We start from the raw sequence: 21,520 nt of genomic DNA on the forward strand, positions 1-21,520 counted from the left end.
TTCCCTGAGGAACGAAGGGGAAAGCGCATTCGCAACCTGCTTTCGAGGTGGCTCACCTCGCCGCCGGAGGCAAGCTTTTTCCACCCACTTTAACCATAGAAGGCTGCTTTTTTGCTCGACTCATGCAGCGCAAGGGGTTTCATGCAAGGTTGTGACGCAGATATGGTGATGAAGAGGCCCGCCGGCCCGGTTCGGATAGGGGGGCGGGTGGAGCCTTCCCTGGTGTTGGTCTGTGGGGTGGCGCTGGTGGTGCTGTTGCCCATCTTGCTTGTGATGGCCTCGATCTTTGCGGACACCCGGGACATCTGGGGGCATCTCCGCGAGAACCTTCTGGCGGGGCTGTTGTTCAACACGGCGGTGCTCTCCTCGGGTGTTCTGGCCCTCACCGCTTTTTTCGGCGTGTCGGCGGCGTACCTGACGGCCTTGTGCGAGTTTCCGGGGCGGCGGTTTTTCTCCTGGGCGCTGTTGCTGCCCCTGTCCGTTCCCACCTATGTGATGGCCTTTGTCTACACCGGCCTGTTGGATTTCTCGGGGCCTGTGGCCTCCTTTCTGCGGCAGCATCTGCCTGCCGTGGCGCCGTGGATGCCGCCTGTCCGCTCCACGGGTGGGGTGATCCTGGTTTTGTCCCTGGCCCTTTACCCTTACGTGTTCCTCCTTGCCGCCGGCGGGTTCGCCTCCCAGGGAGAGCGTGTCCTTGAGGCCTCCCGTTCCATGGGGTTGAGCCGGGGGCGGCTTTTCTTCCGTGTGATGCTGCCCATGGCCCGTCCCTTTATCCTGGCCGGGCTGATCCTGGTGCTCATGGAGACCCTGGCGGATTTCGGGGCGGTGGCCGTATTTAACTACGACACCTTTACCACGGCCATCTACAAGGCGTGGTTCGGGTTTTTCTCCATTGACGCCGCTTCCCAGCTCGCCTCCTTTCTCGTGGTGATGGCCCTTATGGTGCTGACGGCCGAGGAGTGGAGCAGGCGACGCATGCGCTATGTCCGGGGACGAGACGGGCGGCGGGCGAAGCGGATTCCCCTGTCACCCCGCCAGGGCTTTGGAGCCATTCTATTTCTCGGCGGTCTCTTTTCCGTGGCGTTTGTGGTTCCCATGGCCCAGCTTTTTGCCTGGGTGGCCGAGGCGTGGCGGGAAGAATTCCATCTGGGGTACGGGGGGCTCCTGCTGAACTCCCTGGTCCTTGCCGGGGCCGGGGCCCTTGTCACCCTTTCGGCAGCACTGGTACTGGCCTTTGCCGGGCGCAAGGCCAATGGCCGGTTTATGGCCTTTCTCTCCAGGGTTTCCCTTCTGGGTTATGCCCTGCCCGGCACGGTGCTTGCCGTGGGCATGGTGCGTGTCCTGACCGGCATGGATCATCTGGCCGCAGGCACCTTGGCGGTATTTGGCGTGGGGCTCTCCGGGCCCCTTCTGCAGGGGTCGGTCTGGATGATGCCCGTGGCGTACATGGTCCGGTTTCTTTCGGTGGGATTCAGCGCGGTGTCCAGCAGCCTGGGGAGGATCTCTCCCTCCATGGACGAGGCGGCCCGGACCATGGGGATCAGTGGTTTTTCACTGGTACGCAGGATCCACCTGCCCCTGATTCGGGGCGGCATGGTGACCGGTGCCATCCTGGTGTTTGTGGATATCATGAAAGAGATGCCCCTGACGTTGATGACACGGCCCTTTGGCTGGGACACCCTGGCCGTGAAAATTTTTGAGCTCACCTCCGAAGGGGAGTGGGAGAGGGCGGCGATACCCGCCGTGGCGCTGGTGGCGGCGGGGTTGATCCCCGTGGGGCTTCTGGTGTGGCAAAAGGAGAGGGCAAAACGATGATGTATCTTGATGTCAAAGCGGTGACCAAACATTTCGGCGATACCTGTGTGGCCCGCAAGGTGGGGTTTTCCCTTGCCCGGGGCGAGATCGGGGCCCTTTTGGGGCCCAGTGGCTGCGGCAAGACCACGCTGCTGCGCATGATCGCGGGATTTGAAGAGCCCGACGGCGGGGCCGTGTATTTGGGGGGCCGCCCCTTGTGGGAGACGGGCAGGGGGCTTGCCGCCGAAGATCGGCAGATCGGCATGGTGTTTCAAGACTATGCCCTGTTCCCCCACCTCACCGTCTGGGAAAACATCGCCTTCGGCATGGCAGGGGCCGGGCGCGGGGAGCGAAAAGCCACCATCGGCGAGCTTCTCTCCGTCACCGGCCTTGCCGGAGCGGAAACACGCTATCCCCACGAACTCTCCGGCGGTCAGCAGCAGCGGGTGGCCCTGGCACGGGCCATCGCCCCGAAACCCCGATGCCTCCTTATGGACGAGCCCTTCTCCAACCTGGATGTCTCCCTGCGGGAGAGCCTTTCGGCCGAGGTACGGGACATCATCAAACGGTTCGGCATCACCGCTCTTATGGTGACCCACAACCAGCACGAAGCCTTTGCCATGGCCGACCGCATCGGGGTGATGCAGGATGGGTCCATCCTGCAGTGGGACACCCCCGAAGGGCTCTATCACTCCCCAAAGGCCCTTGCCGTGGCCTGTTTTATCGGGGAGGGGAGTTTGCTCTCCGGCACCCTGGCCCCCGACGGCACCCTGGATTTCGGCCTGGGCGCCTTTCCTGTGGGGGCGGCAGCAGGCCCTGCTTCGGCCCGGCGGGTCCGGGTGTTTGTCAGGCCCGAGGCCATCCGCATCGCCACCTCCGGCACCGGGGCCACTGCGCGGCTGGAAAAAAGCTGCTTTCGCGGTCCGGGTCGCAGCTGTCTTTTTGAACTCCCCTCCGGTGAGCAGGTCAAAGCCGACGCAGACACCCGGAGCCCCCTTCTGGAAGGGGAGACCTACGGCCTGGCCGTGGACAGGGACGGGGTCTCCATTTTCCCCTGAGTTGCCACGGCACCACACCTGTACGATCCTTCACGACTGAACAGTTCCGCTTTCCTCATGTTTTTTCATTTTGTATAATAACGGATCTCACTATTTCACCATTGAAAAATTGAGATCCGTCCCCATATTGTGTCCGTGAACCCCCTGGCCACCATGTGGCCGCGGGGTTGCTCTGAGCGGCTTGCTCCCCGCCTTGCCCGTATGGTCGACCCCATCGCCGGTATTCCCCGAGTGTGGCCGGAAGAACCCTTCCACGATGCCGTCCCGTCGGCGGGCCCGGGCCTGTGATTCCCTCAGATATCCTCAAAGGGCATCAACGCCCTATCGTATACCTGGAAAAAGAGGAGAGAACCTGTGAACATTGGTATTCCCAGAGAGACCCACGACGACGAGAAACGGGTGGCTGCGACGCCGGAGAGCGTGAAGACCCTGATCCGCCTGGGGTACGGCGTGTCCGTGGAAGCCGGGGCCGGAGAGGCCGCCGGCTTTTTGGACGGCGCGTATGAAGCCGCCGGTGCGGCGGTGGCAGACGCACAGACGGTATGGACCGCCTCGGACATGGTCCTGAAGGTCCGGCCCCCGTCCCTTTCCGAAGCAGAGCAGATGAAAGAAGGGGCCGCCCTGGTCTCTTTTGTGCAGCCCGCCGTGAACCCCGAGCTGCTTGAACTGCTCAAAACCCGGCAGATCACGTCCCTTGCCATGGAGCAGGTGCCGCGCATCACCCGGGCCCAGAAGCTCGACGCCCTGAGCTCCATGGCCAACATCGCCGGGTACCGGGCGGTGGTGGAAGCCGCCGGTGCCTTCGGCCGTTTTTTTACCGGCCAGGTGACCGCGGCGGGCAAGGTCCCGCCTGCAACGGTCCTTGTCATCGGGGCCGGGGTGGCCGGGCTGTCGGCCATCGGCACCGCAGGGGGCCTTGGCGCCGTGGTTCGCGCCTTTGACACCCGCCCGGAGGTGAAAGAGCAGGTGGAGAGCATGGGGGCTTCCTTTCTCATGCTGGACGTGGACGAGGAAGGCGGCGGTACCGGCGGGTACGCCAAGGTGATGAGCGAGGCCTTTATCAAGGCGGAGATGGCCCTGTTTACCGAGCAGGCCAAGGAGGTGGATATCATTGTCACCACCGCCATGATCCCGGGGAAAAAAGCCCCTGTCCTCATCACCAAAGAGATGGTGGCTTCCATGAAGCCGGGCAGCGTCATCGTGGACCTGGCCGCGGAGCAGGGGGGCAACTGTGAGCTCACCGAGCCCGGTGCGGCCGTGGTCAAAGAGGGCGTTACCCTTATCGGATACACGGACATGGTGAGTCGGCTGGCCAACCAGGCAAGCCGCCTGTACGCCACCAACCTTACCCATCTTCTGGACAACCTCACCCCGGATAAAGGCGGGGAGGCGGTCTATGACATGGAGGACGAGGTGGTGCGGGGCATGATGGTGACGTGTGACGGAGAGGTGACCTGGCCGCCCCCCGCCCCCAAGGCGTCGAGTCCCGGGCCCCAGGCCCCGAAGGAAGCGGAAAAGGCCCAGGTCCCCGAGGCGGGCGCCCTCCGTAAAACCTGGGCTCGCTGGTCGCCCCAGGTGATGCCCTTTCTTCTGCTTGCCGTGGGCGGATTTCTCCTTTACGAGATGGGGCGCGTGGTGCCCCAGGCGTTTTTGCAGCACATGACGGTGTTCGTCCTGGCCTGCTTTGTGGGGTACATGGTGATCTGGAATGTCACTCCTTCCCTTCACACCCCCCTCATGAGCGTCACCAATGCCATCAGCGGCATCATTGTCATCGGGGCGCTCCTGCAGATCTCCGGGCCCTTTTTCAGCCTGAAAACCTTTCTGGCGGCCCTTGCTGTCCTTATTGCCACCATCAACGTGTTCGGAGGCTTTCTCGTGACCCAGCGCATGCTGAAGATGTTCAGGAAAGGAGGCGATCATGAGTAGCGGCCTCATCACCACAGCCTACATTGCGGCAGGCGTTCTCTTTATTCTCTCCTTGGGGGGCCTGAGCAACCAGGAGACGGCCCGACGCGGCAACCTCTACGGCATCCTCGGCATGGCCATCGCCCTTGTGGCCACCGTCCTCGGCAGCGAGGTGACGGGCTACGCCCTTATCATCGTGACCATGGGCATCGGCGGCGCCATCGGCGTCATGGTCTCCAGGAAGGTCCAGATGACACAGATGCCCGAGCTGGTGGCGATCCTCCACAGCTTTGTGGGCATGGCCGCCGTGCTGGTGGGCATCGCCGGGTACCTGGATCCAGAGATGCACTATGCGGGCATCGAGAAGACCATCCACGAGGTGGAGGTTTTCCTTGGGGTTTTCATCGGGGCCGTGACCTTTACGGGGTCCGTGGTGGCCTTCGGCAAGCTCCGGGGCACCATCGGCAGCCGTCCGCTGCTTCTGCCCTTCCGGCATCTCATCAACCTGGCCGCCATCGGTGTCACCCTCGGCATCGGCGTTCTCTTTGTGGGGGCCCAGGGCATGGGATATCCCCTGTTCGGGCTCATCGTCATGACCCTTATCGCCTTTGGCCTGGGCTGGCACATGGTCATGGCCATCGGCGGGGCGGACATGCCCGTGGTCATCTCCATGCTCAACTCCTACTCGGGCTGGGCCGCGGCAGCCACAGGGTTCATGCTGGGCAACGACCTGCTCATCATCGCAGGGGCCCTGGTGGGATCCAGCGGGGCCATCCTCTCCTATATCATGTGCAAGGCCATGAACCGGAGCCTGGCCAATGTGATCCTGGGGGGCTTCGGTACCTCCGGGGGCACCGTGGTGGAAGGGGGCCAGCAGGGAGAAGCCATCGCCACCAGCCTGGAGGAGACCGCGTCCCTTCTTAAACATGCCAAAAACGTGGTGATCGTTCCCGGCTACGGCATGGCCGTGGCCCAGGCCCAGCACCCGGTCTTTGAGCTCACCGAGCGCCTGAAAAAAGACGGGGTGAACGTCCGTTTTGCCATCCACCCGGTGGCAGGGCGCATGCCCGGCCACATGAACGTGCTTCTGGCCGAGGCCCGGGTGCCCTACGATATCGTGCTGGAGATGGATGAGATCAACGACGACTTAGGGGACACCGATGCCGTTCTGGTCATCGGGGCCAACGACATCGTCAACCCCTCGGCCCTGGAAGACCCCAACAGCCCCATCGCCGGTATGCCTGTCCTTGAGGTGTGGAACGCCGACACCGTGGTGGTCCTGAAACGCAGCATGGCCACCGGCTACGCAGGGGTGGAAAACCCCCTCTTCTTCAAGGAGAACACCCGCATGCTCTTCGGCGACGCCAAAGAGAGCATCACAGGGTTGCTGGCGGCGGTGTAACCTGCTTTCAAGGTCCGCCGGAGGCAGCCAAGTTAAAGATGCCTCCGGCGGCCCTGCCGGGGGCTAAATTTTTGCCTGATCGTATGAAAGACGGTTTTAATAAACAGCTTTTAAAAAACAGGCTTAGTTCAATTTAATCAAAGGCGAATGTGATTTTCCCTGAGGAACGAAGGGGAAAGCGCATTCGCAACCTGCTTTCGAGGTGGCACACCTCGCCGCCGGAGGCATTGTTTTTGTTTTTCCTGAGCCCTCTTGCCCTGCGGTTCATCCGAACTTTAACCATAGAAGGCTTTTTCTGGAGCTGAATAGTTACCTGCGTTATGTAAAAAAAGGGGCTCGGCCTGATGTGGCCGATCCCCTTTTTTGCGTTTGCCAAGGCCCTGTCGCCCCTTTTCTTCCCGTGACACAATCCCCGGCCCTTTTTGGGCCGTCCCCTTTTTTTTGACTGTTCCTCTTGAACAAAACAAGAAATAAGGCGGGAGGGAACTTTTGCATGTCATTTAAAATACAGCAAAAAAAGAGCTCGGGATTTCACGGTAAAAAAAAGTGAAACAGACGGGGTAAAATGTCTTGACACGCGTTTTTTGCTCTGCCATAAAGCGCCTCACGTTGTGTGGGTGCCGTGGTCCATATCCCTTTGGATTACGGTGTTTTCCTTGATATCCTTTTGCCCGTGCGGAGCGCCTATTCCGTGCATGTTACGCCGTTATCCGACAGGGTGGCTCCCACAGCTCGAACCGCCCGATTATCCATTGATAAGTTGATCTGATTTTTGAAAATTGACTCACCTTTTTAGGGATCCGGCAGTGTTGGCGTGATGTTTATCGCGTCTTCCCTTGCATGGCCTGCAGGATCCGGTGCGTCTGGAGGTTCAGCCATGCTCAAGAAAGATTTCACCTACTCCGTTTTCTGGAACTGTTTTCTCATTGTTTTCGGGACCCTGATCTATGTGATCGGGCTGAAAGGCATTGCCGATCCGCACAGCTTCGTGCCCGGAGGGCTCTTCGGTCTCGCCTTTTATCTTTACTACCTGTCGGACTGGATGAATCCCGGGATCATCTTCGCCCTGCTGAACATTCCCATGTTTATTGTGGGCAAACTGTTCATCAGCGGGCGCTTTCTGGCCTACAGCTTTCTGGCCATGGTGGTCTCATCGGTGAGCTACAACCTGATCCAGGTGGATCTGGGGATTGTAAATCAGCTGTATGCGGCGGTGACCTGCGGGGTGCTGGTGGGCATCGGCTCCGGCATCGTGCTGCGGTCCATCGGCTCCAACGGCGGCCTGGATATCATCGCGGTCATTCTCTACCAGAAGTTCAATATCGGGCTCGGTAAGTTTTTCATGATTTTCAACGTGGTGCTTTACAGCTTCAGCTTTGCCACCATGAACACGGACCTGGTCATCGCCTCCATCATCTCGGTGTTTGTCACCTCCGTCAGCATCGACTATGCCCTGTCCATGTTCAACCAGAGGAAGATGGTCCTGGTGGTCACGGATAAGCCGGAGTGCATCTCCAAGGAGATCATCGACAAGCTCAAAATCAGCACCACCTTTTTAAACGGACAGGGTGCCTACACCGGCCGCGACAAAAAGATCCTCATGACCGTGATCAACAACATCCAGCTCAAGCGCCTGGAAGAGATCGTCTTCACCAAAGACGAGGAGGCCCTCTTCATCGTGGAGAACACCTTCAGCGTCATCGGTGCCAATTTTTCCAAGCGGAAGGTCTACTAAGGCAGGAGAGAGACAATCAGAGACACCCGAAAAGAACGCCGCCCGTAACACGGCGACGGTCCTTGAGGGTTTTGTATATGGGCGGCGGGCCCTTGGCCCGCCGCCCTTTTTGGTTTTTTACACGTAACCATTCAGCTTCAAAAAGCAGCCTCCGGCGGCAAGGTGTGCCACCTTGAAAGCAGGTAGCGGATGCGCTTTGCCCCTCGTTCCTCGGGTCAAATCACATCCGCCTTTAAAACGGCATTCACTCAAATATTTTTTTATGACCTGTTTGTTAAACTTTTAAAACGTTTAGCCCCCGGCAGGGCCGCCGGAGGCATACGCTGAACAGTTACGTTACACCCTGAATTTCCCCACCAACAATTTGAGCTCCTCGGCGGAGCGGGTCTGGTCTGCGGTGCCGGTGTTGACGCGCGCGCTGCGGGTGGCGACCTCTCCGATGAGCTGGTTGACCTCGGAGATGTCCGTTGCGATTTCACCTGCAACGGTGGCGTTCTGGGCGATGTTGGTGTTGACGTCGTCCACCCCCTGGGCCGCCTGGTTGACGTTTTCGGCGATCTCCCGGGTGGTGGCGGACTGCTCCTCCACGGCTGCGGCGATGGCTCCCACCATCTCGTTGACGTTGTGGATGGAGGTGTTGATCTCGTTGATGTCGCGGACGGTACCGGCGGCCGATCTCTGGTTTGTTTCGATTTTTTCGCGGATCTCCTGGGTGGCCCGTGCCGTGAGTTCGGCAAGCTCCTTGATCTCCGAGGCCACCACGGCAAAGCCTTTGCCCGCGTCTCCGGCCCGTGCGGCCTCGATGGTGGCGTTCAGGGCCAGGAGCTTGGTCTGTTCGGAGATGTCGGTGATGGTCTCCACCACCTTGCCGATCTCTTCGGCGGAGGTCCCCAGCTCTTCCACCTGGGTGGAGGCGCTGTTGGCCTGGGTGACGGCCATGCCGGTGGCCTGGCTCGCCTCTTCGGAGTTCCGGGCGATCTCCCCCAGGGAGCCTGTCATCTCCTCGGTGGCTGCGGCGATCATGGCGATATTGGCTGCGGTCTGCTCCATGGTGGCTGCAATGGCGGTGAAATGCGTGCTCATTTCATCGGCGGCGCCTGCCACGGTGGTGGACTTGCCGGACATGGCTTCGGTATCCGTGGACATCTCATGGGAGAGGCCGGAGAGCCCGCTTGACGCCGACAAAAGGGTACCGGCGTTGCCGTTGATCTGCCGGATCATGTCCTGAAGCTGCCCGATGAAGGTGTTGAACCACCGGGAGAGCTCCCCCACCTCGTCGCGGCTGGTGACCTCAAGGCGGGTGGTCAGGTCCCCGTCCCCTTCGGCGATGTCCCGGAGGCCATCCACCACGCGGTTGACGGGACCGGTGATGAGTCGGGCCACATACCAGGCGACCCCCAAGGCAACGGCCGCAGAGAGCAGGCCGATGGCGAAAAAGAGGCGGGTCATGCGGGAGGCGTTTTTCCGGGTGGTGGTACCGATGGCAAAGACCTGGCGCCTGTTGGATTCGATGAGGTGTTCCTGATTGTTGATGTGGGTCTTTTTGCTATCGATGCGGGCGATGGCCTGTTGGATCCGGTTTTCCTGGATGGCCTGGAGCTCACCGATGGTGCCCCGAACCTCGGTGAAGGCCTTGAAGGCGGAGCCGGTGTCGCTGGCTTTTCGTGCGAAACGGAGCTTTCCCGGGGTGTTGGCCAGTACGAAGACCCGCTGGCTCTTTGCCTTCCAGTGGTCGAAGCGTTCCGTAAATCGGGAGTAAAGGGCCTGGGTCTCCTCGGTGTCGAACTTGGCGGAGGCTTTCTCCATGTTGGCCCGGGTCTCCTCGATGCTGAGCCGGCTTGCCTCCTGGGCCGCCTTGATCTCCCCGGGCTCGCTGGCCACCAGGGACATTTTTTCAGCAATGGCGGCCTGGGTGATGTCCCGGTCCGCCTCCATCATGGCCTTGATGCTTGCCTGGAGTTCCTGGAGCTGGGGAATGTCCGTGTTGATCAGGGGCAGCATGTCATCGGTGATGAGGGGCAGGATCTGTTTTTCGATGAGCCCTGAGAACTGGTTGGTTACGATGTCGTTGAGATCATCCGACAACGTCCCCAAGGCCCACCTGCCGAGGCCGATCAGCAGAAACAGGGAAAACACGGGGATGCCGATGATGAGGATGCATTTTCGATTTAAGCTCACGTCATTTTTCTCCTGAAAAATCTCCCGGTGCAAACACTGGTGGGCCGCCCGTTACGGCGAACCGTTCCGGGCGACCCTGGTCTTTAAAGTTTGTCGAGGAAAACACCTACGAGGACACCGCCCACCACGGTGCCGTCCCCATCGATGAGGGGAAGGGCGACGTGCTGGAGCTGCGTGTTCTCAGCCTTGTCGAATTTCACGGGACCGACCTCGATGCTCTGCTCCTTGACGGTGTGCTTGTATTTGCCTTCATCTCCCTGCCAGTAATCGTTGGGGGTTCTGTGGGACCCCACCGTTGCGCCCTGGTTGTCGAAGGCAAAGCCCTTGGCCATGGCCGGAGTCCGGTTGGCAAGGGCCTGGAGTGCTTTGCCGCAGTCGTTGGTCAGGAGCTCTTCCATGATGGGGAGCTCCTCTTCGGCCTCCTGCCACTCTTCGTCGATTTTCTGGATGTCGGCAAGGGAGAGGCCTTTGGCGTTGCTCGCCTTGGCCGCATCCACGAGCTCTTTGGTCACGCACAAGGGGATCAGGGTCGTCTTGGTAAAGGCCTTTAAGTCGGCGGACCCCTTGGGTGAGGCGTCGATGTCCTTGGCGACCTTGGCCAGCATCGCTTCAACGGCGGGGTTGGCGGCGCAGATGCCGGGAAGGCCCAGGAAAAGGGCGATGACAAGGGTTGCAATGAGTTTCTTCATCGGGGGGGCTCCTTTCATGATTAGCAATGGTTGGATCAATATTCGATAACTCGGCCTGCGCCCAGGGGCTTGACCACTTTGTCTCCATAGACCTTGCGGAAATGGGCGATGGCGTTTTCTCCGGTGCAGTGGCCGCCGTAGAAGGTGAACCCTTTGGCTTTCACGGTGTCGGTGTAGGCCACGGCTTTTTTCAGCACCTCAGGGGACGCTTTCTTCAAGTGGAGGCCGCCCACCACGGAGAGGATTTTTTCATTGGGAAATTTTTTCTTGATTGCCTTGAGGATGTTGATGTAGCCGGCATGGCCGCACCCGAAGATGGCAACAATGCCCTCGGGGGTCTTGATGGCCAGGGTGGCGTCGTCGATGATGGGGCAGGGGCCGGTGCCGTCTTCGTTGAAAAATTTACCCTGAATCGGCTGGTAGCTGTCCGTCTCCCGGGGAACATCCGTGAAAAAGTAGAAGCCCTCGTCCAGCTTGGTGACGTTGTTGACGGGCTTGAAGGTGGCCTGGGTGTATTTTCGTGCCAGGTACGGCATGCCGCAGATGCGGACCGGGGCATTTTTTTTGACCCCGTACTGCTTGTGCCAGATGTAGGGGTGCCCGTAGACCGGGGGAGCCCCTTTGAGGCTGGGGTAGAAGGTGAGGCCGCCGGTGTGGTCGTCGTGGCCGTGGCTGATGGCGATGCCGGAGAGGTTATCCAGGCTGATGCCCATGTGCTCGGCGTTTTCAAGGTAGATGTTGGTGGTCCCGGTGTCCAGGAGCCAGTGGTGGCCGTTGGGCAGCTCGATGAAGATGGAGACGCCGTGTTCCGTTGCAAACCCTTCTGCTGCGGCCTTGTCGTCGCACAGGACGGAGATCTTCAAGGGGGTGTCGGCAAAGGCTCCGGTAACTGCGGTCAGCATAACCAGGAGGGCTGTCAGGATAGAAACGATGATCTTGTTTCTGAGATAATTCCGCATGTCTTTACTCCTTGACGTTGTATGGCACATGTTTATCCGGGAGGCCAGTGCCTCCTGGTATCGACGTGCTGTTTTCTGGGCCAAATTCGGGTTTGATTCTATGGCTGGGTTGAATAGAAATTAGTTCGGAAGATCCTGGGATTTCTTTAGAGGAAAATGGAAGGTATTGGCGTTCTTTTGACGGGCTGCGGTGAAGGGAATAGCGGTGTGTGTGGGGATGCGGAGTGAACTTAAAAGGTTACCGTGGCGATCCCGCAGGCGCGATGTGGCCTCGTTTCTGTAAGCTTTGCTGGTCAGGTCTCGGAAGGATGGCTCTTTTTTTCTCTTGTGATGAAGCTTTATGTGATCTGTGAGGGAGCAAAGTAAGCCAATTCGGGCAGTGGTTCCTTCAAGGGGAAGGAAACCGTCGGTGACGTGGATTCCTCAATGACATTTTGGGCTTTCCGTCGTACAATATGTGTGTCATCTCACTTGGATATGCATACAAAACGGAGGTGAGCCATGGAACATGCGAGTTGGGAGAACGTGACCTATCATGCGATGGTCGTCTCTGAAGAGGAGGGGACCTTTGTACGACGCATCGAGACCCTGTCCGTTAAGGAGTTGCCCCCCGGGGACGTTCTGATCCGGGTGGGGTTTTCTTCCCTTAACTGGAAGGACTGCCTGTCGGCCATGGGGAATCCCGGGGTGACCCGGCACTACCCCCACACACCGGGTATCGATGCCGCAGGGATTGTGGCCGAATGCACCAGCGAGGGCTTTCACAAAGGGGACAAGGTCATCGTGACAGGCTATGACCTGGGCATGAATACCGCCGGAGGGTTTGCCGAATACATTCGGGTGCCTGAGGCCTGGGTGGTGAAACTCCCCGCGGGCCTGACCCGCAAGGAGGCCATGATGCTGGGGACCGCCGGGTTTACGGCGGGGCTTTCGATCAAGCGCCTCCTTGACCATGGGGTGACCCCGGAGATGGGCACGGTGCTTGTGACGGGTGCGTCCGGAGGCGTCGGGAGCCTTGCTGTGGGGATCCTTAAAAAGCTTGGCTTTGTTGTGGCGGCCGTCGGCGGCCGGGAGGAGAAGGCCGTGTACCTCTCCTCCATCGGGGTGGACCAGGTGGTTCCCCTGGACCAGGCCGTGGACACAAGCGGCAGGGCCTTGGGGGGCAAGCTCTGGGCCGGTGTGGTGGATGCCGTGGGGGGGGATGTGCTCTCCACGGCCATCAAAAACACTATGCACCGGGGGGTGGTGACCTGCTGCGGAAACGTTCGCTCCGATGAGCTTACATCCTCCATTTACCCCTTTATCCTGCGGGGAGTCTCCCTGTGCGGCATCGATTCGGCCACCTGCCCCATGGAAGAACGCGAGGCCGTCTGGGCCCATCTGGCCGACGCCTGGAAGCCGGACAACCTTGAGGCGGTGGTGGAAAGCTATAACGGCCTGGAAGAGCTCGATGCCCAGATCGAGCGCATGCTCAAGGGAGAACGCACCGGACGAAGCGTTGTCCACCTTCCCTGATCTTTTTTGACCGGGGCCCTTCGGGGCCCCACCCCGTGTCTTGCCCCGTCATATCTATCCCCTTTGTTGTGCCGCCTGCCTCCAGCGCTGTTCTTTCCGGCATGCAGATCCGTTTCATTCATCGTTAAGGTCATCACACCATCATTTACCAATCCAAGGAGGATTCATGGAACCCATTGTGCTGAAACTTCAGGAGTGGCTTGCGTTTTACGGATTAAAAGTGGTTGCGGCCCTGGTGATTCTCGTGCTGGGGCGCATTGCCGCAGGCATTGTCCGGCGACTTCTTCGCAACGTCATGGTCAAGGGAAAGGTGGAGCCGACCCTCATCGCCTTTGTCAGCAGCGTGGTGTACGTGGGCCTCATGGCCTTTGTGATCATCGCCGCCCTGGGCAAGCTGGGGATGCAGACCACCTCTTTTATCGCGGTGCTCGGTGCCGCAGGTCTTGCCGTGGGCCTGGCCCTTCAGGGCTCTTTGGCCAACTTTGCCTCCGGTGTGCTCCTGGTGATTTTTACCCCCTTTAAGGTGGGGCACTTTGTGGAGGCCGGGGGCACCCAGGGCACGGTGAAGGAGATCGGGCTGTTCAGCACCGTCATTAAGAGTGTGGACAACAAGCGGATTATTATTCCCAACGGCCAGGTCACCGGCGGCATCATTATCAATCACACGGCAGAAGATATTCGCCGGGTGGATCTGGTGGCAGGGGTCGGGTACGGGGATAACCTGGATGAGGTGAGAAAGGTTCTGGAGGAGGTTCTGGCCAATGAGCCCGCGGTGCTTGAGAGCCCTGCCCCCACCATCGCGGTGAGCGAGCTGGGGGAGAGCAGCGTGAATTTTGTGGTGCGGCCCTGGGTGAAAACCTCGGACTACTGGAGCACCTGGTTCGCCCTCCATGAGGCCATCAAGAAGAGTTTTGACGCCAAGGGTATCTCCATTCCCTTTCCCCAGCGTGACCTGCACCTGAACATGCCCGGGGAGGGCCTGAGCGCCCTGACCGGAGGGGCTGCCGGAAGTTAACCGCCTGCCCCGGGCTCCCTTACGCCAGGCAGGTGCACAGCTCCTTGAACAGGGTTTTATCAAAGGTCCCTTTGGTGACGACCTCGTGCTTGATGAGGTTCAGGGTATCAAAGGGGCTTTTTATTTTGCGGTAGGTTTTTTCCCGGTGGGTGAGGTTCTCGTAGCTGTCGATGAGGCCGATGAGCTGGGCTTCGAACCCGATGTGGGCGATGCCCCTGGGGTACCCGCTGCCGTCCAGGCGTTCGTGGTGCTCTAAAATGGCCCGTGAGATGGAAAAGTCAAAGGAGGCTGTCTCTTTGATGATGTCGTGGCCGATGGCGGAGTGGGCTTTGTACTCCTCGAACTCTTTGTCCGTGAGCTTGCGGTTGGTGATGACGATGTTGGGGTCCAGGCGGGTTTTTCCGATGTCGTGGAGAAGGGCGGCAAGGGCCAGCTGCCTGGCCTCGTCGGGGGAGAAGTTGCAGTGGGTACAGTAGAGCATGGTGATGGCCATGGTGTTGATGGAGTGATCCATGATGGACCGGTCCACCGTGGAGCTCTCGGCCAGCTGCTTGAGGATCTGGGAGTTTTTTCCGTACCCGTCAAAGACGATGTCGATGGTTTCGGGGAGCTGGGCAAGGGAGGTCTCCGACGGCTTGGACATGGCTTCCGAGACAATGTCGCAGAGGATGGACTTGACCTTGGTGAGTCCCCCCGGGGTGAGGCTCTGCCGCAGGTGGGTGTTGAAACTCTTCTGCAGCTCGGTGACGGCGGTCTGGCTGTCACGCTTGTGGATATAGGTCTGGGTGGGGCGGGTCCGGGCGTCTTCGGTGAAGTTGATTCGCTTGCCCTTGGGCTTGTACAGCACGAAGTCGCCGCTGTCTGCCTTGCAGTAGAGAGGCACGGAACAATAATAATGAACCTGGCTCTCCTTGACCTGAATAAAGTCCCCCATACCCCACATCACGCCTTAGAAAGAAATAGCATCAGAAACAACACAAGGCGACCTCCCCCAGTGGGCCGCATGTTTTCTGGATGTTGATATCGGCTGCATGGGCAGGAACCTTTATGACTTCCCTTAAAAAAAGAGGGCGGAACGGCCGGCAGCGGGGGGCAGGGGGCACAACGATGGCCACCCGTGGGGTGGCCGTGTCGCGTTTTATCAGGGGATCACAAGGTCGAGGCCGATGGGGCAATGGTCCGACCCGAAGGTGTCGTTGTCGATCCAGGCACCTTTGATCCAGCCGTTGTCCAGGATGTCCCGGCTCACGTAAAAGTAGTCGATGCGCCACCCCGCATTGCTCTTTCTGGCGTTGAACCGGTAGGACCACCACGAGTACTTCTCCTCCTCCGGGTAGAGGTGGCGGAAGGTGTCCACGTAGCCCATGGAGAGGATACGATCGAGCCACTCCCGCTCAACGGGGAGGAACCCGGAGCGCTTGGCGTTGGCCTTGGGGTGCCTGAGGTCGATCTCGTTGTGGGCTGTGTTGACGTCACCGCAGATGACCACAGGCCGTCCCTTGTCCTTGAGGGCGTTGGCGTAGGCGAAAAACGCGTCATAAAACCGGAGCTTGTAGTCCAGGCGCTCATCGCTCTGCTGGCCGTTGGGAAAATAGACGTTAAAGAGGGTGAACTTGTCGTACTCCAGTTCCAGGATCCGCCCTTCATCATCAAACTCAGGCATCCCGATGCCGTGGCGCACAGCGGCGGGGTCGGTTTTTGTCCAGGCTCCCACGCCGCTGTATCCTTTTTTTACGGTGGAGAACGACCAGTGGGCCTTTGAGTCGTTAACGGCCGTCATCTCCGGGGTGAGCTGGGGTTCCTGGAGTTTGGTCTCCTGGACCATGAGCACATCGGCCCCGAGTCTCTCCATGGACTCCAGAAAATCTTTTTTCCACACGGCCCTGAGGCCGTTGACATTCCATGATACCAGTCGCACTTCCTCTGCTCCCATCATCTTCCTTTCGCAACTCAGTCATCGGTTGACGGCGGCCCCTCGACTATAACGGGCCGCCGGTTGAGGGCAAGGTGCCGTTTCAGGCCAGGGCGGCCAGGATATCTTCGTAGGGGGGTTCTTCCTTCAGGTCCTTTGCAAAGGATGAATAGAGGACCGTTCCCTCTTCGTCAAGGACCACAACGGCCCGGGCAAGGAGCCCCTGCAGGGGGCCTTCGGCAATACGGACGCCGTAGGCATCCCCGAAGCCCCGGGTGCGAAGCTCCGAGACCGGGATGACCCCGTCGATGCCTTCGGTTTCGCAGAACCGCTTGTGGGCAAAGGGGAGGTCGGCGGAGACACTCAGGACCTGGGTGTTGGTCAGGGAGGCGGCCACCTGGTTGAATCGTCGCACCGACGCGGAGCAAACCGGGGTGTCGATGCTGGGGAAGATATTCAGGACAATCCGCTTGCCCGCCAGGTCTGGCAGGCTCACATCCGAGAGGTCGGTCTTGGTGAGGGTGAACCCCGGCGCTTTGGAACCGACATCGGGAAGGTTGCCTGTGGTGTTGGCGGGGGTGCCGCCTATCATGATCTCTGCCATTCTCTGTCTCCTTGGGGGTTGGGGCGTTGTGATGCCGATAGCAGGACAATTCGTGTGTTGGAATGATTCAATACAAGATGTATGCCGAAGTCGCGAAGCCCATATGGAAAGATAAAAAATGAAGGGATTCTCTTGATTTAGGGGATTATACCAGCTCTTCGGCTTTCAGGGCAAGGGGGAGGAACAATCGATTCGTGAGACGGATATGCATCAGGGTGTCTCCCCAAGGGCCGATGACATTCCGATGTTTCCTTTTAAGGGATCGCGATGATACAATGGCCCATCCATCCAACATGCATCCCTTTTTTTCCAGAGCCTTGACACAGGCCCATGACAGAGGAGGCGCCCATGACGGAACTTCATCGCACGCCGTTTTTTTCCTGCCACCGGCAGGCCGGAGCCCGGCTTGTCGCCTTCGGGGGCTGGGAGATGCCCCTTGAGTACCCCCCAGGCATCGTGGCTGAGCACCTGGCCACGCGAAAAGGGGCCGGTCTCTTCGATGTCTCCCACATGGGACGGTTTGTCATCGGCGGAGACGATGCCTTACGCTTTCTCCAGCATGTCCTCACCAACAACGCCGCCGCCCTTTCCGTGGGGGAAGCCCAGTACACCATGATCCCCACCCCAGGGGGCGGGGCCGTGGACGATGCCTACCTCTACCGGTTTGAACAGGACTCCTATCTTTTGGTGGTCAACGCCGCAAACCGAACCAGGGACTGGCATCATTTCCAGACCCACCTGGAGCCGTTTCGGGATGTTTCCCTGCATGACGCCACCTTTGACCGGGCCATGCTGAGCCTCCAGGGGCCCTCCTCCAAAACCCTTCTTACCGGCCTGCTGGAAGAGGGCGACGTGCCCGAGCCCATGCGAAACGCCCTTTCCGAGGTGACGCTAAAGGGGGTGCCCGTCCAGCTTGCCCGCACAGGGTATACGGGCGAGCCCCTGTGCTTTGAGCTTTTCTGCGACACGGCCCATGCCGAGACCCTCTGGACGATGCTCCTGGAGGCGGGGGCCGAACCCGTTGGCCTGGGGGCGCGGGACACCCTGCGCCTGGAAGCGGGCCTGCCCCTGTACGGCCACGAGCTGGGACCGGACCCCGACGGGGGAGAGATTCCCGTGTTTGCCTGTCCCCTGGCCCGGTTTGCCGTGAGCCTGAGCCCCCTTAAGGGAGATTTTGTGGGGCGGGAAGCCCTGACGCGTCAACAGCAGGCGTTTTCCCGCATCGTGGCAGGTGATACGTCCCTTCAGGGCGATCTGCCCCGCATGGCACAGCCCCTGGCCCTTACGGGAAAGGGCATCGCACGCCAGGGCTGCCGGGTCTTCAGGCGCGGTGCCCCTGTGGGCTATGTGAGCAGCGGGACCATGGTTCCCTACTGGGTGATGGACGGCGAGGGGATCCGCACGCGTTTTACCGGGGAGAAGGGCCGACGGGCCATCTGCATCGCCATGGTGGACAGCGACCTGCGGGAGGGGGCGGCCCTTGAGGTGGAGATCCGGGGCAAGAGGATCGATGCCGTCCTCGTGCCTTGCCACATGCGAAGCGATGCCCCGCCATACGCCCGGCCCATCGCGCCGGATACGCTCAAGGGGGACGACGCACAGGATGACGTGGGCGAGGCGCCCCGGAAGATCCGGGCCTTGATGGCAGAGGCCGCGGACAACACCGACTGGCGTCAGGGGGCCTGCATCAACCTGATCCCCTCGGAGCAGTCGGTCTCTCCCATGGTCAAGCTCCTCTCCGTCATGGACCCGGCAGGACGCTACGCTGAACATAAAAAAGTGGCCGCTCTAAAAGATGCGGAGGTCTTTTATTACCAGGGCACCGACTTCATCGCCCGGGTGGAGGCGCAGCTCGAAGGGGAGATGCGGGCCTTCATGGGATGCTCCCAGGCGGAAACCCGGGTGATCTCCGGGCAGATGGCCAACACCGCGGTCTTCAGCGCCATGGTGGATCACCTTAATCGCGCGGATCGCAAAGCCGAGCCGCGCCGCATGCGCCGGGTCATGAATCATCATATCATCAAAGGGGGCCACCTGAGCGCCCAGCCCATGGGGGCCTTAAGGGATTTTATCGCCCGGGACCCCCGAACCGAAAAGCCGGCGGTGGTCCATTTTCCCGTTCTTGCCGACAACCCCTACAAGGTGGATGTGGATGCCTGCAGGTGGCTTCTGGAAACCGAAAAGCCGGAGCTGATTATTTTCGGCAAGAGCATGGTCCTCCACAAAGAGCCGGTGCGTGAGATTCGGGCCATGGTGGACGAGCTGGGCCTTGACGCCGTTCTCATGTACGACATGGCCCACGTCCTGGGCCTTGTGGGCCCCTGGTTCCAGGAGCCCTTTGCCGAAGGGGCCGATCTTGTCACCGGCTCCACCCACAAAACTTTTTTCGGCCCCCAGCGCGGGGTGATCACTGCCGACATGGCCGAAGACGATCCGCGGTTCTCCCTGTGGGAGGCCATCACCCGGCGCACTTTTCCGGGTAGCGTGAGCAACCACCACCTGGGAACTCTCCTCGGCCTCTGCGCTGCAGCCATGGAGATGAACGCCTTTAAACAGACCTACCAGAAAAAGGTGTTGGAAAATGCCCGGTCTTTTGCCCGGGCTCTTGCCGATTGCGGCCTGGAGGTGGCCGGAGACCCGGCCGCGGGCTACACCGAGACCCACCAGGTGATCATCAAGGTGGGCTACGCCAAAGGCCCGGAAGCTGCCCGGCACCTGGAAGAGAACAACATCCTGGTGAACTACCAGGCCGCCCCGGAAGAGGAGGGGTTTACCGCCTCCGGCGCCCTGCGCACCGGGGTCCAGGAGATGACCCGCTTCGGAATGGAAAAAGAGGACTTTTCCGCCCTGGCCGAGCTCATGGCAGATGTTCTCATCAACGGGAAGAACGTCAGGGACGAGGTGGCGGCCTTCAGGGGCCGGTTCAGGCAGATGCGCTACTGCTTCAGACATGAGGAGTTCGACGGCCTCCTGGAGCGGTTGCATCAATTGATCTGAGTCTCAGGTGATGCGCCCTGCCTCAGGAGGTCGACAGGTTAAAAATGCCTCCGGCGGCCCTGCCGGGGGCCAAACTTTTGAAAAGTTTGATAAACAGGTTTTGCTCAATTTAACAGAAACCTTCGCGGAAGCCCTCACCCTGAGGAACGAAGGGGGAGGGCTTTCGCAACCTGGGGTATAGGGGATCATCCCCTGGCCGCCGGAGGCAGGTTTTCCCTGCCCACTTTAACCATAGAAGGCAGCCCGGTTAAAGATGCCTCCGGCGGCCCTGACGGGGGCCAAACTTTTGTCTGATCTTATAACGACGGGTTTAATAAACAGGTTTTAAAAACAGACTCGGTTTAATCTGAACCAATGGCGAATGTGATTTTCCCTGAGGAACGAAGGGGAAAGCGCATTCGCAACCTGCTTTCAAGGTGGCACACCTTGCCGCCGGAGGCATCTTTTGGGTTTTTCTCTAAGCCCTCTGTGACTCTGTGGTTCACCGGTCTTTAACTATAGAAGGCAAAAATGTACACGCCATCATCTAAGGCTGGATCGTTAGGTTTCGAGGGGAAGCTGCCCGGGGTTGAAAGTTTCATGTCTCCGCTCCATGGGGTGCTTGATTGTGGATGGGCTGCTTTTTCAGGTGGTTGGTTTTCTTGACAACGCGCGGTGTGTGGCGTATCTAATGGTTTAACCATTTAACCCCCTGCGCCCGTTGCCTCGCCTTCCAGGGGCTGTCATCGCCCTGGAGCAAAGAGCTGGACGGGCGCTGTTTTGTTGACCCGCGAACCGATTTCCGGCCAGGGAGCCGCTAAAAATATATATGTTTGAGAAAGCAAAGCAGAGTCGCATTTTCCAGGACGTGGTGGATCAGATCCAGGAAGCCATCCTTGACGGGCGCATCAAGCCCGGTGAGAAGCTGCCCTCCGAGCGGGAGCTTAAAGAGACCTTCAACATCAGCCGGGGCACCCTGAGAGAAGCCCTGCGCGTCCTGGAGCAGAAAGGGCTCATTGAGATTCGCCTGGGCGTCCATGGCGGCGCCATCGTCAAGCAGGCATCCACCGAGCCCATGCTGGAGAGCCTTTCGCTCATGGTGCGCCGAAAAGAGATCCCCTTTGAAAACCTGCAGGAGTTTCGAAGCTCGGTGGAGGCCGACATCGCCTCATTGGCCGCCCAGCGCCGCACCGACGAGGACCTGGCCTCCCTTGCCGGGATCCTCGAAGAGACCCGGGTCCATCTGGAGGATCACTACGACTGGGACGCCTTCATCGCCGCCGACGGCAGGTTCCACCAGGAGCTGGCCCGCATCGCCCGCAACCGGCTCTTCTCCCTGGTCCAGAAGGCCGTCCACGAAAACATCCATGAGTACTACGAGGCCTATCTGGCGCGGAAAAAAGAGATCCTCGATGAGAACCACCAGGACCTCGTCGATCTCTTTCACGCCGTCAAAGACGGCAACGGCGTCCGCGCCGCCGCCCTCATGAGCAGTCACGTGGTCAAATTCGATCGCCACATGACAAGGCTCGCGAATACTCCCACTCCTCGTACCTCGGGGTGATCGCATTCGCTTACGGGCTGCGCCCGTCAAGGTGGGGGCACCTTGAAACCCTATGGCGAATGCATGGAGGCAGTCATGATGCAATCGCTCTCGGGGCATTCGCGTGATGTGTTCCATGTGGTAACCGGTTTTGCCGGAGAGGCCCGTTTCATTTTTCAGGAAAGACGATGAAGGGCATTGGGGATTCGCTTGGGTTTAATCGGAACAACTC

The 21,520-nt window shown here is 59.8% G+C and carries 15 protein-coding genes; 9 read left to right on the forward strand and 6 right to left on the reverse strand.

Annotated features, from left to right (window positions below; all coding sequences use genetic code 11):
- Positions 1 to 168: 168 nt before the first annotated feature.
- The 5 genes from BLQ12_RS17900 (at position 169) to BLQ12_RS17925 (ending at position 7,897) form a co-directional block, all read left to right on the forward strand.
- Entirely contained in the window at positions 169 to 1,815 is a 1,647-nt protein-coding gene (locus tag BLQ12_RS17900; protein WP_092212638.1) for an ABC transporter permease, read from the forward strand.
- Positions 1,812 to 2,852 carry an ABC transporter ATP-binding protein gene (locus tag BLQ12_RS17905; RefSeq protein WP_092212590.1) on the forward strand — a complete coding sequence of 347 codons (1,041 nt, stop codon included), beginning with the start codon at positions 1,812 to 1,814 and terminating at the stop codon, positions 2,850 to 2,852. The genes BLQ12_RS17900 and BLQ12_RS17905 overlap by 4 nt, the downstream gene beginning before the upstream one ends.
- A gap of 354 nt (positions 2,853 to 3,206) precedes the next feature.
- Complete coding sequence (locus BLQ12_RS17910) at positions 3,207 to 4,781, forward strand: Re/Si-specific NAD(P)(+) transhydrogenase subunit alpha (protein ID WP_092212592.1); 1,575 nt, start codon at positions 3,207 to 3,209, stop codon at positions 4,779 to 4,781.
- Positions 4,774 to 6,162 carry a Re/Si-specific NAD(P)(+) transhydrogenase subunit beta gene (pntB, locus tag BLQ12_RS17915; RefSeq protein WP_092212594.1) on the forward strand — a complete coding sequence of 463 codons (1,389 nt, stop codon included), beginning with the start codon at positions 4,774 to 4,776 and terminating at the stop codon, positions 6,160 to 6,162. The genes BLQ12_RS17910 and pntB overlap by 8 nt, the downstream gene beginning before the upstream one ends.
- 877 nt (positions 6,163 to 7,039) lie before the next feature.
- Positions 7,040 to 7,897, forward strand: coding sequence for a YitT family protein (locus BLQ12_RS17925; protein ID WP_092212598.1), 858 nt, complete (start codon positions 7,040 to 7,042; stop codon positions 7,895 to 7,897).
- A gap of 336 nt (positions 7,898 to 8,233) precedes the next feature.
- Here the strand turns inward: BLQ12_RS17925 and BLQ12_RS17930 are convergent, their stop codons facing one another.
- From BLQ12_RS17930 to BLQ12_RS17940, 3 genes are all read right to left on the reverse strand, one after another.
- Positions 8,234 to 10,075 carry a methyl-accepting chemotaxis protein gene (locus BLQ12_RS17930; protein WP_139164021.1) on the reverse strand — a complete coding sequence of 614 codons (1,842 nt, stop codon included), beginning with the start codon at positions 10,073 to 10,075 and terminating at the stop codon, positions 8,234 to 8,236.
- A gap of 83 nt (positions 10,076 to 10,158) precedes the next feature.
- The gene (locus tag BLQ12_RS17935; RefSeq protein ID WP_092212602.1) at positions 10,159 to 10,764 is read right to left on the reverse strand and encodes a hypothetical protein; all 606 of its coding nucleotides are present in this window, start codon (positions 10,762 to 10,764) and stop codon (positions 10,159 to 10,161) included.
- A 35-nt stretch (positions 10,765 to 10,799) separates the two neighbouring features.
- A complete protein-coding gene (locus tag BLQ12_RS17940; protein ID WP_217640345.1) occupies positions 10,800 to 11,723 on the reverse strand; it encodes an MBL fold metallo-hydrolase in 924 nt (307 codons plus the stop codon).
- A gap of 501 nt (positions 11,724 to 12,224) precedes the next feature.
- Here BLQ12_RS17940 and BLQ12_RS17945 point away from each other — a divergent pair.
- Together BLQ12_RS17945 and BLQ12_RS17950 are read left to right on the forward strand one after the other, a co-directional pair.
- Positions 12,225 to 13,238, forward strand: coding sequence for a YhdH/YhfP family quinone oxidoreductase (locus BLQ12_RS17945; protein WP_092212604.1), 1,014 nt, complete (start codon positions 12,225 to 12,227; stop codon positions 13,236 to 13,238).
- Between the two features lie 166 nt (positions 13,239 to 13,404).
- Positions 13,405 to 14,253, forward strand: a complete 849-nt coding sequence (locus BLQ12_RS17950) for a mechanosensitive ion channel family protein (RefSeq protein WP_092212606.1) — start codon at positions 13,405 to 13,407, stop codon at positions 14,251 to 14,253.
- Positions 14,254 to 14,272: 19 nt separating this feature from the next.
- On the opposite strand, the gene BLQ12_RS17955 is transcribed toward BLQ12_RS17950, so the two are convergent.
- The 3 genes from BLQ12_RS17955 to tpx all read right to left on the reverse strand — a co-directional run bounded on the left by BLQ12_RS17955 (position 14,273) and on the right by tpx (position 16,769).
- Positions 14,273 to 15,187 carry an HD-GYP domain-containing protein gene (locus BLQ12_RS17955; RefSeq protein ID WP_175469913.1) on the reverse strand — a complete coding sequence of 305 codons (915 nt, stop codon included), beginning with the start codon at positions 15,185 to 15,187 and terminating at the stop codon, positions 14,273 to 14,275.
- A 207-nt stretch (positions 15,188 to 15,394) separates the two neighbouring features.
- Positions 15,395 to 16,171 carry an exodeoxyribonuclease III gene (locus BLQ12_RS17960; protein WP_092212642.1) on the reverse strand — a complete coding sequence of 259 codons (777 nt, stop codon included), beginning with the start codon at positions 16,169 to 16,171 and terminating at the stop codon, positions 15,395 to 15,397.
- Positions 16,172 to 16,268: 97 nt separating this feature from the next.
- The gene (gene tpx, locus BLQ12_RS17965; protein WP_092212610.1) at positions 16,269 to 16,769 is read right to left on the reverse strand and encodes a thiol peroxidase; all 501 of its coding nucleotides are present in this window, start codon (positions 16,767 to 16,769) and stop codon (positions 16,269 to 16,271) included.
- A gap of 348 nt (positions 16,770 to 17,117) precedes the next feature.
- Here tpx and gcvT point away from each other — a divergent pair, with 348 nt between their 5' ends.
- Entirely contained in the window at positions 17,118 to 19,766 is a 2,649-nt protein-coding gene (gene gcvT, locus BLQ12_RS17970) for a glycine cleavage system aminomethyltransferase GcvT (protein WP_092212612.1), read from the forward strand.
- A gap of 808 nt (positions 19,767 to 20,574) precedes the next feature.
- Complete coding sequence (locus tag BLQ12_RS17975) at positions 20,575 to 21,309, forward strand: FadR/GntR family transcriptional regulator (RefSeq protein ID WP_092212614.1); 735 nt, start codon at positions 20,575 to 20,577, stop codon at positions 21,307 to 21,309.
- The last annotated feature ends 211 nt before the right edge of the window (positions 21,310 to 21,520 follow it).

Origin of the sequence: Desulfoluna spongiiphila (assembly GCF_900101345.1) — a bacterium.
Lineage (GTDB): Bacteria > Desulfobacterota > Desulfobacteria > Desulfobacterales > Desulfolunaceae > Desulfoluna > Desulfoluna spongiiphila.

Excerpts from the sequence above, each read along its gene's own strand:
- tpx (WP_092212610.1), bottom strand. The coding sequence starts at position 16,769 with ATGGCAGAGATCATGATAGGCGGCACCCCCGCCAACACCACAGGCAAC.
- BLQ12_RS17900 (WP_092212638.1), top strand. The coding sequence starts at position 169 with ATGAAGAGGCCCGCCGGCCCGGTTCGGATAGGGGGGCGGGTGGAGCCT.
- BLQ12_RS17950 (WP_092212606.1), top strand. The coding sequence starts at position 13,405 with ATGGAACCCATTGTGCTGAAACTTCAGGAGTGGCTTGCGTTTTACGGA.
- BLQ12_RS17935 (WP_092212602.1), bottom strand. The coding sequence starts at position 10,764 with ATGAAGAAACTCATTGCAACCCTTGTCATCGCCCTTTTCCTGGGCCTT.
- BLQ12_RS17945 (WP_092212604.1), top strand. The coding sequence starts at position 12,225 with ATGGAACATGCGAGTTGGGAGAACGTGACCTATCATGCGATGGTCGTC.
- BLQ12_RS17975 (WP_092212614.1), top strand. The coding sequence starts at position 20,575 with ATGTTTGAGAAAGCAAAGCAGAGTCGCATTTTCCAGGACGTGGTGGAT.
- BLQ12_RS17905 (WP_092212590.1), top strand. The coding sequence starts at position 1,812 with ATGATGTATCTTGATGTCAAAGCGGTGACCAAACATTTCGGCGATACC.
- BLQ12_RS17955 (WP_175469913.1), bottom strand. The coding sequence starts at position 15,187 with ATGGGGGACTTTATTCAGGTCAAGGAGAGCCAGGTTCATTATTATTGT.
- BLQ12_RS17925 (WP_092212598.1), top strand. The coding sequence starts at position 7,040 with ATGCTCAAGAAAGATTTCACCTACTCCGTTTTCTGGAACTGTTTTCTC.
- pntB (WP_092212594.1), top strand. The coding sequence starts at position 4,774 with ATGAGTAGCGGCCTCATCACCACAGCCTACATTGCGGCAGGCGTTCTC.
- BLQ12_RS17940 (WP_217640345.1), bottom strand. The coding sequence starts at position 11,723 with ATGCGGAATTATCTCAGAAACAAGATCATCGTTTCTATCCTGACAGCC.
- gcvT (WP_092212612.1), top strand. The coding sequence starts at position 17,118 with ATGACGGAACTTCATCGCACGCCGTTTTTTTCCTGCCACCGGCAGGCC.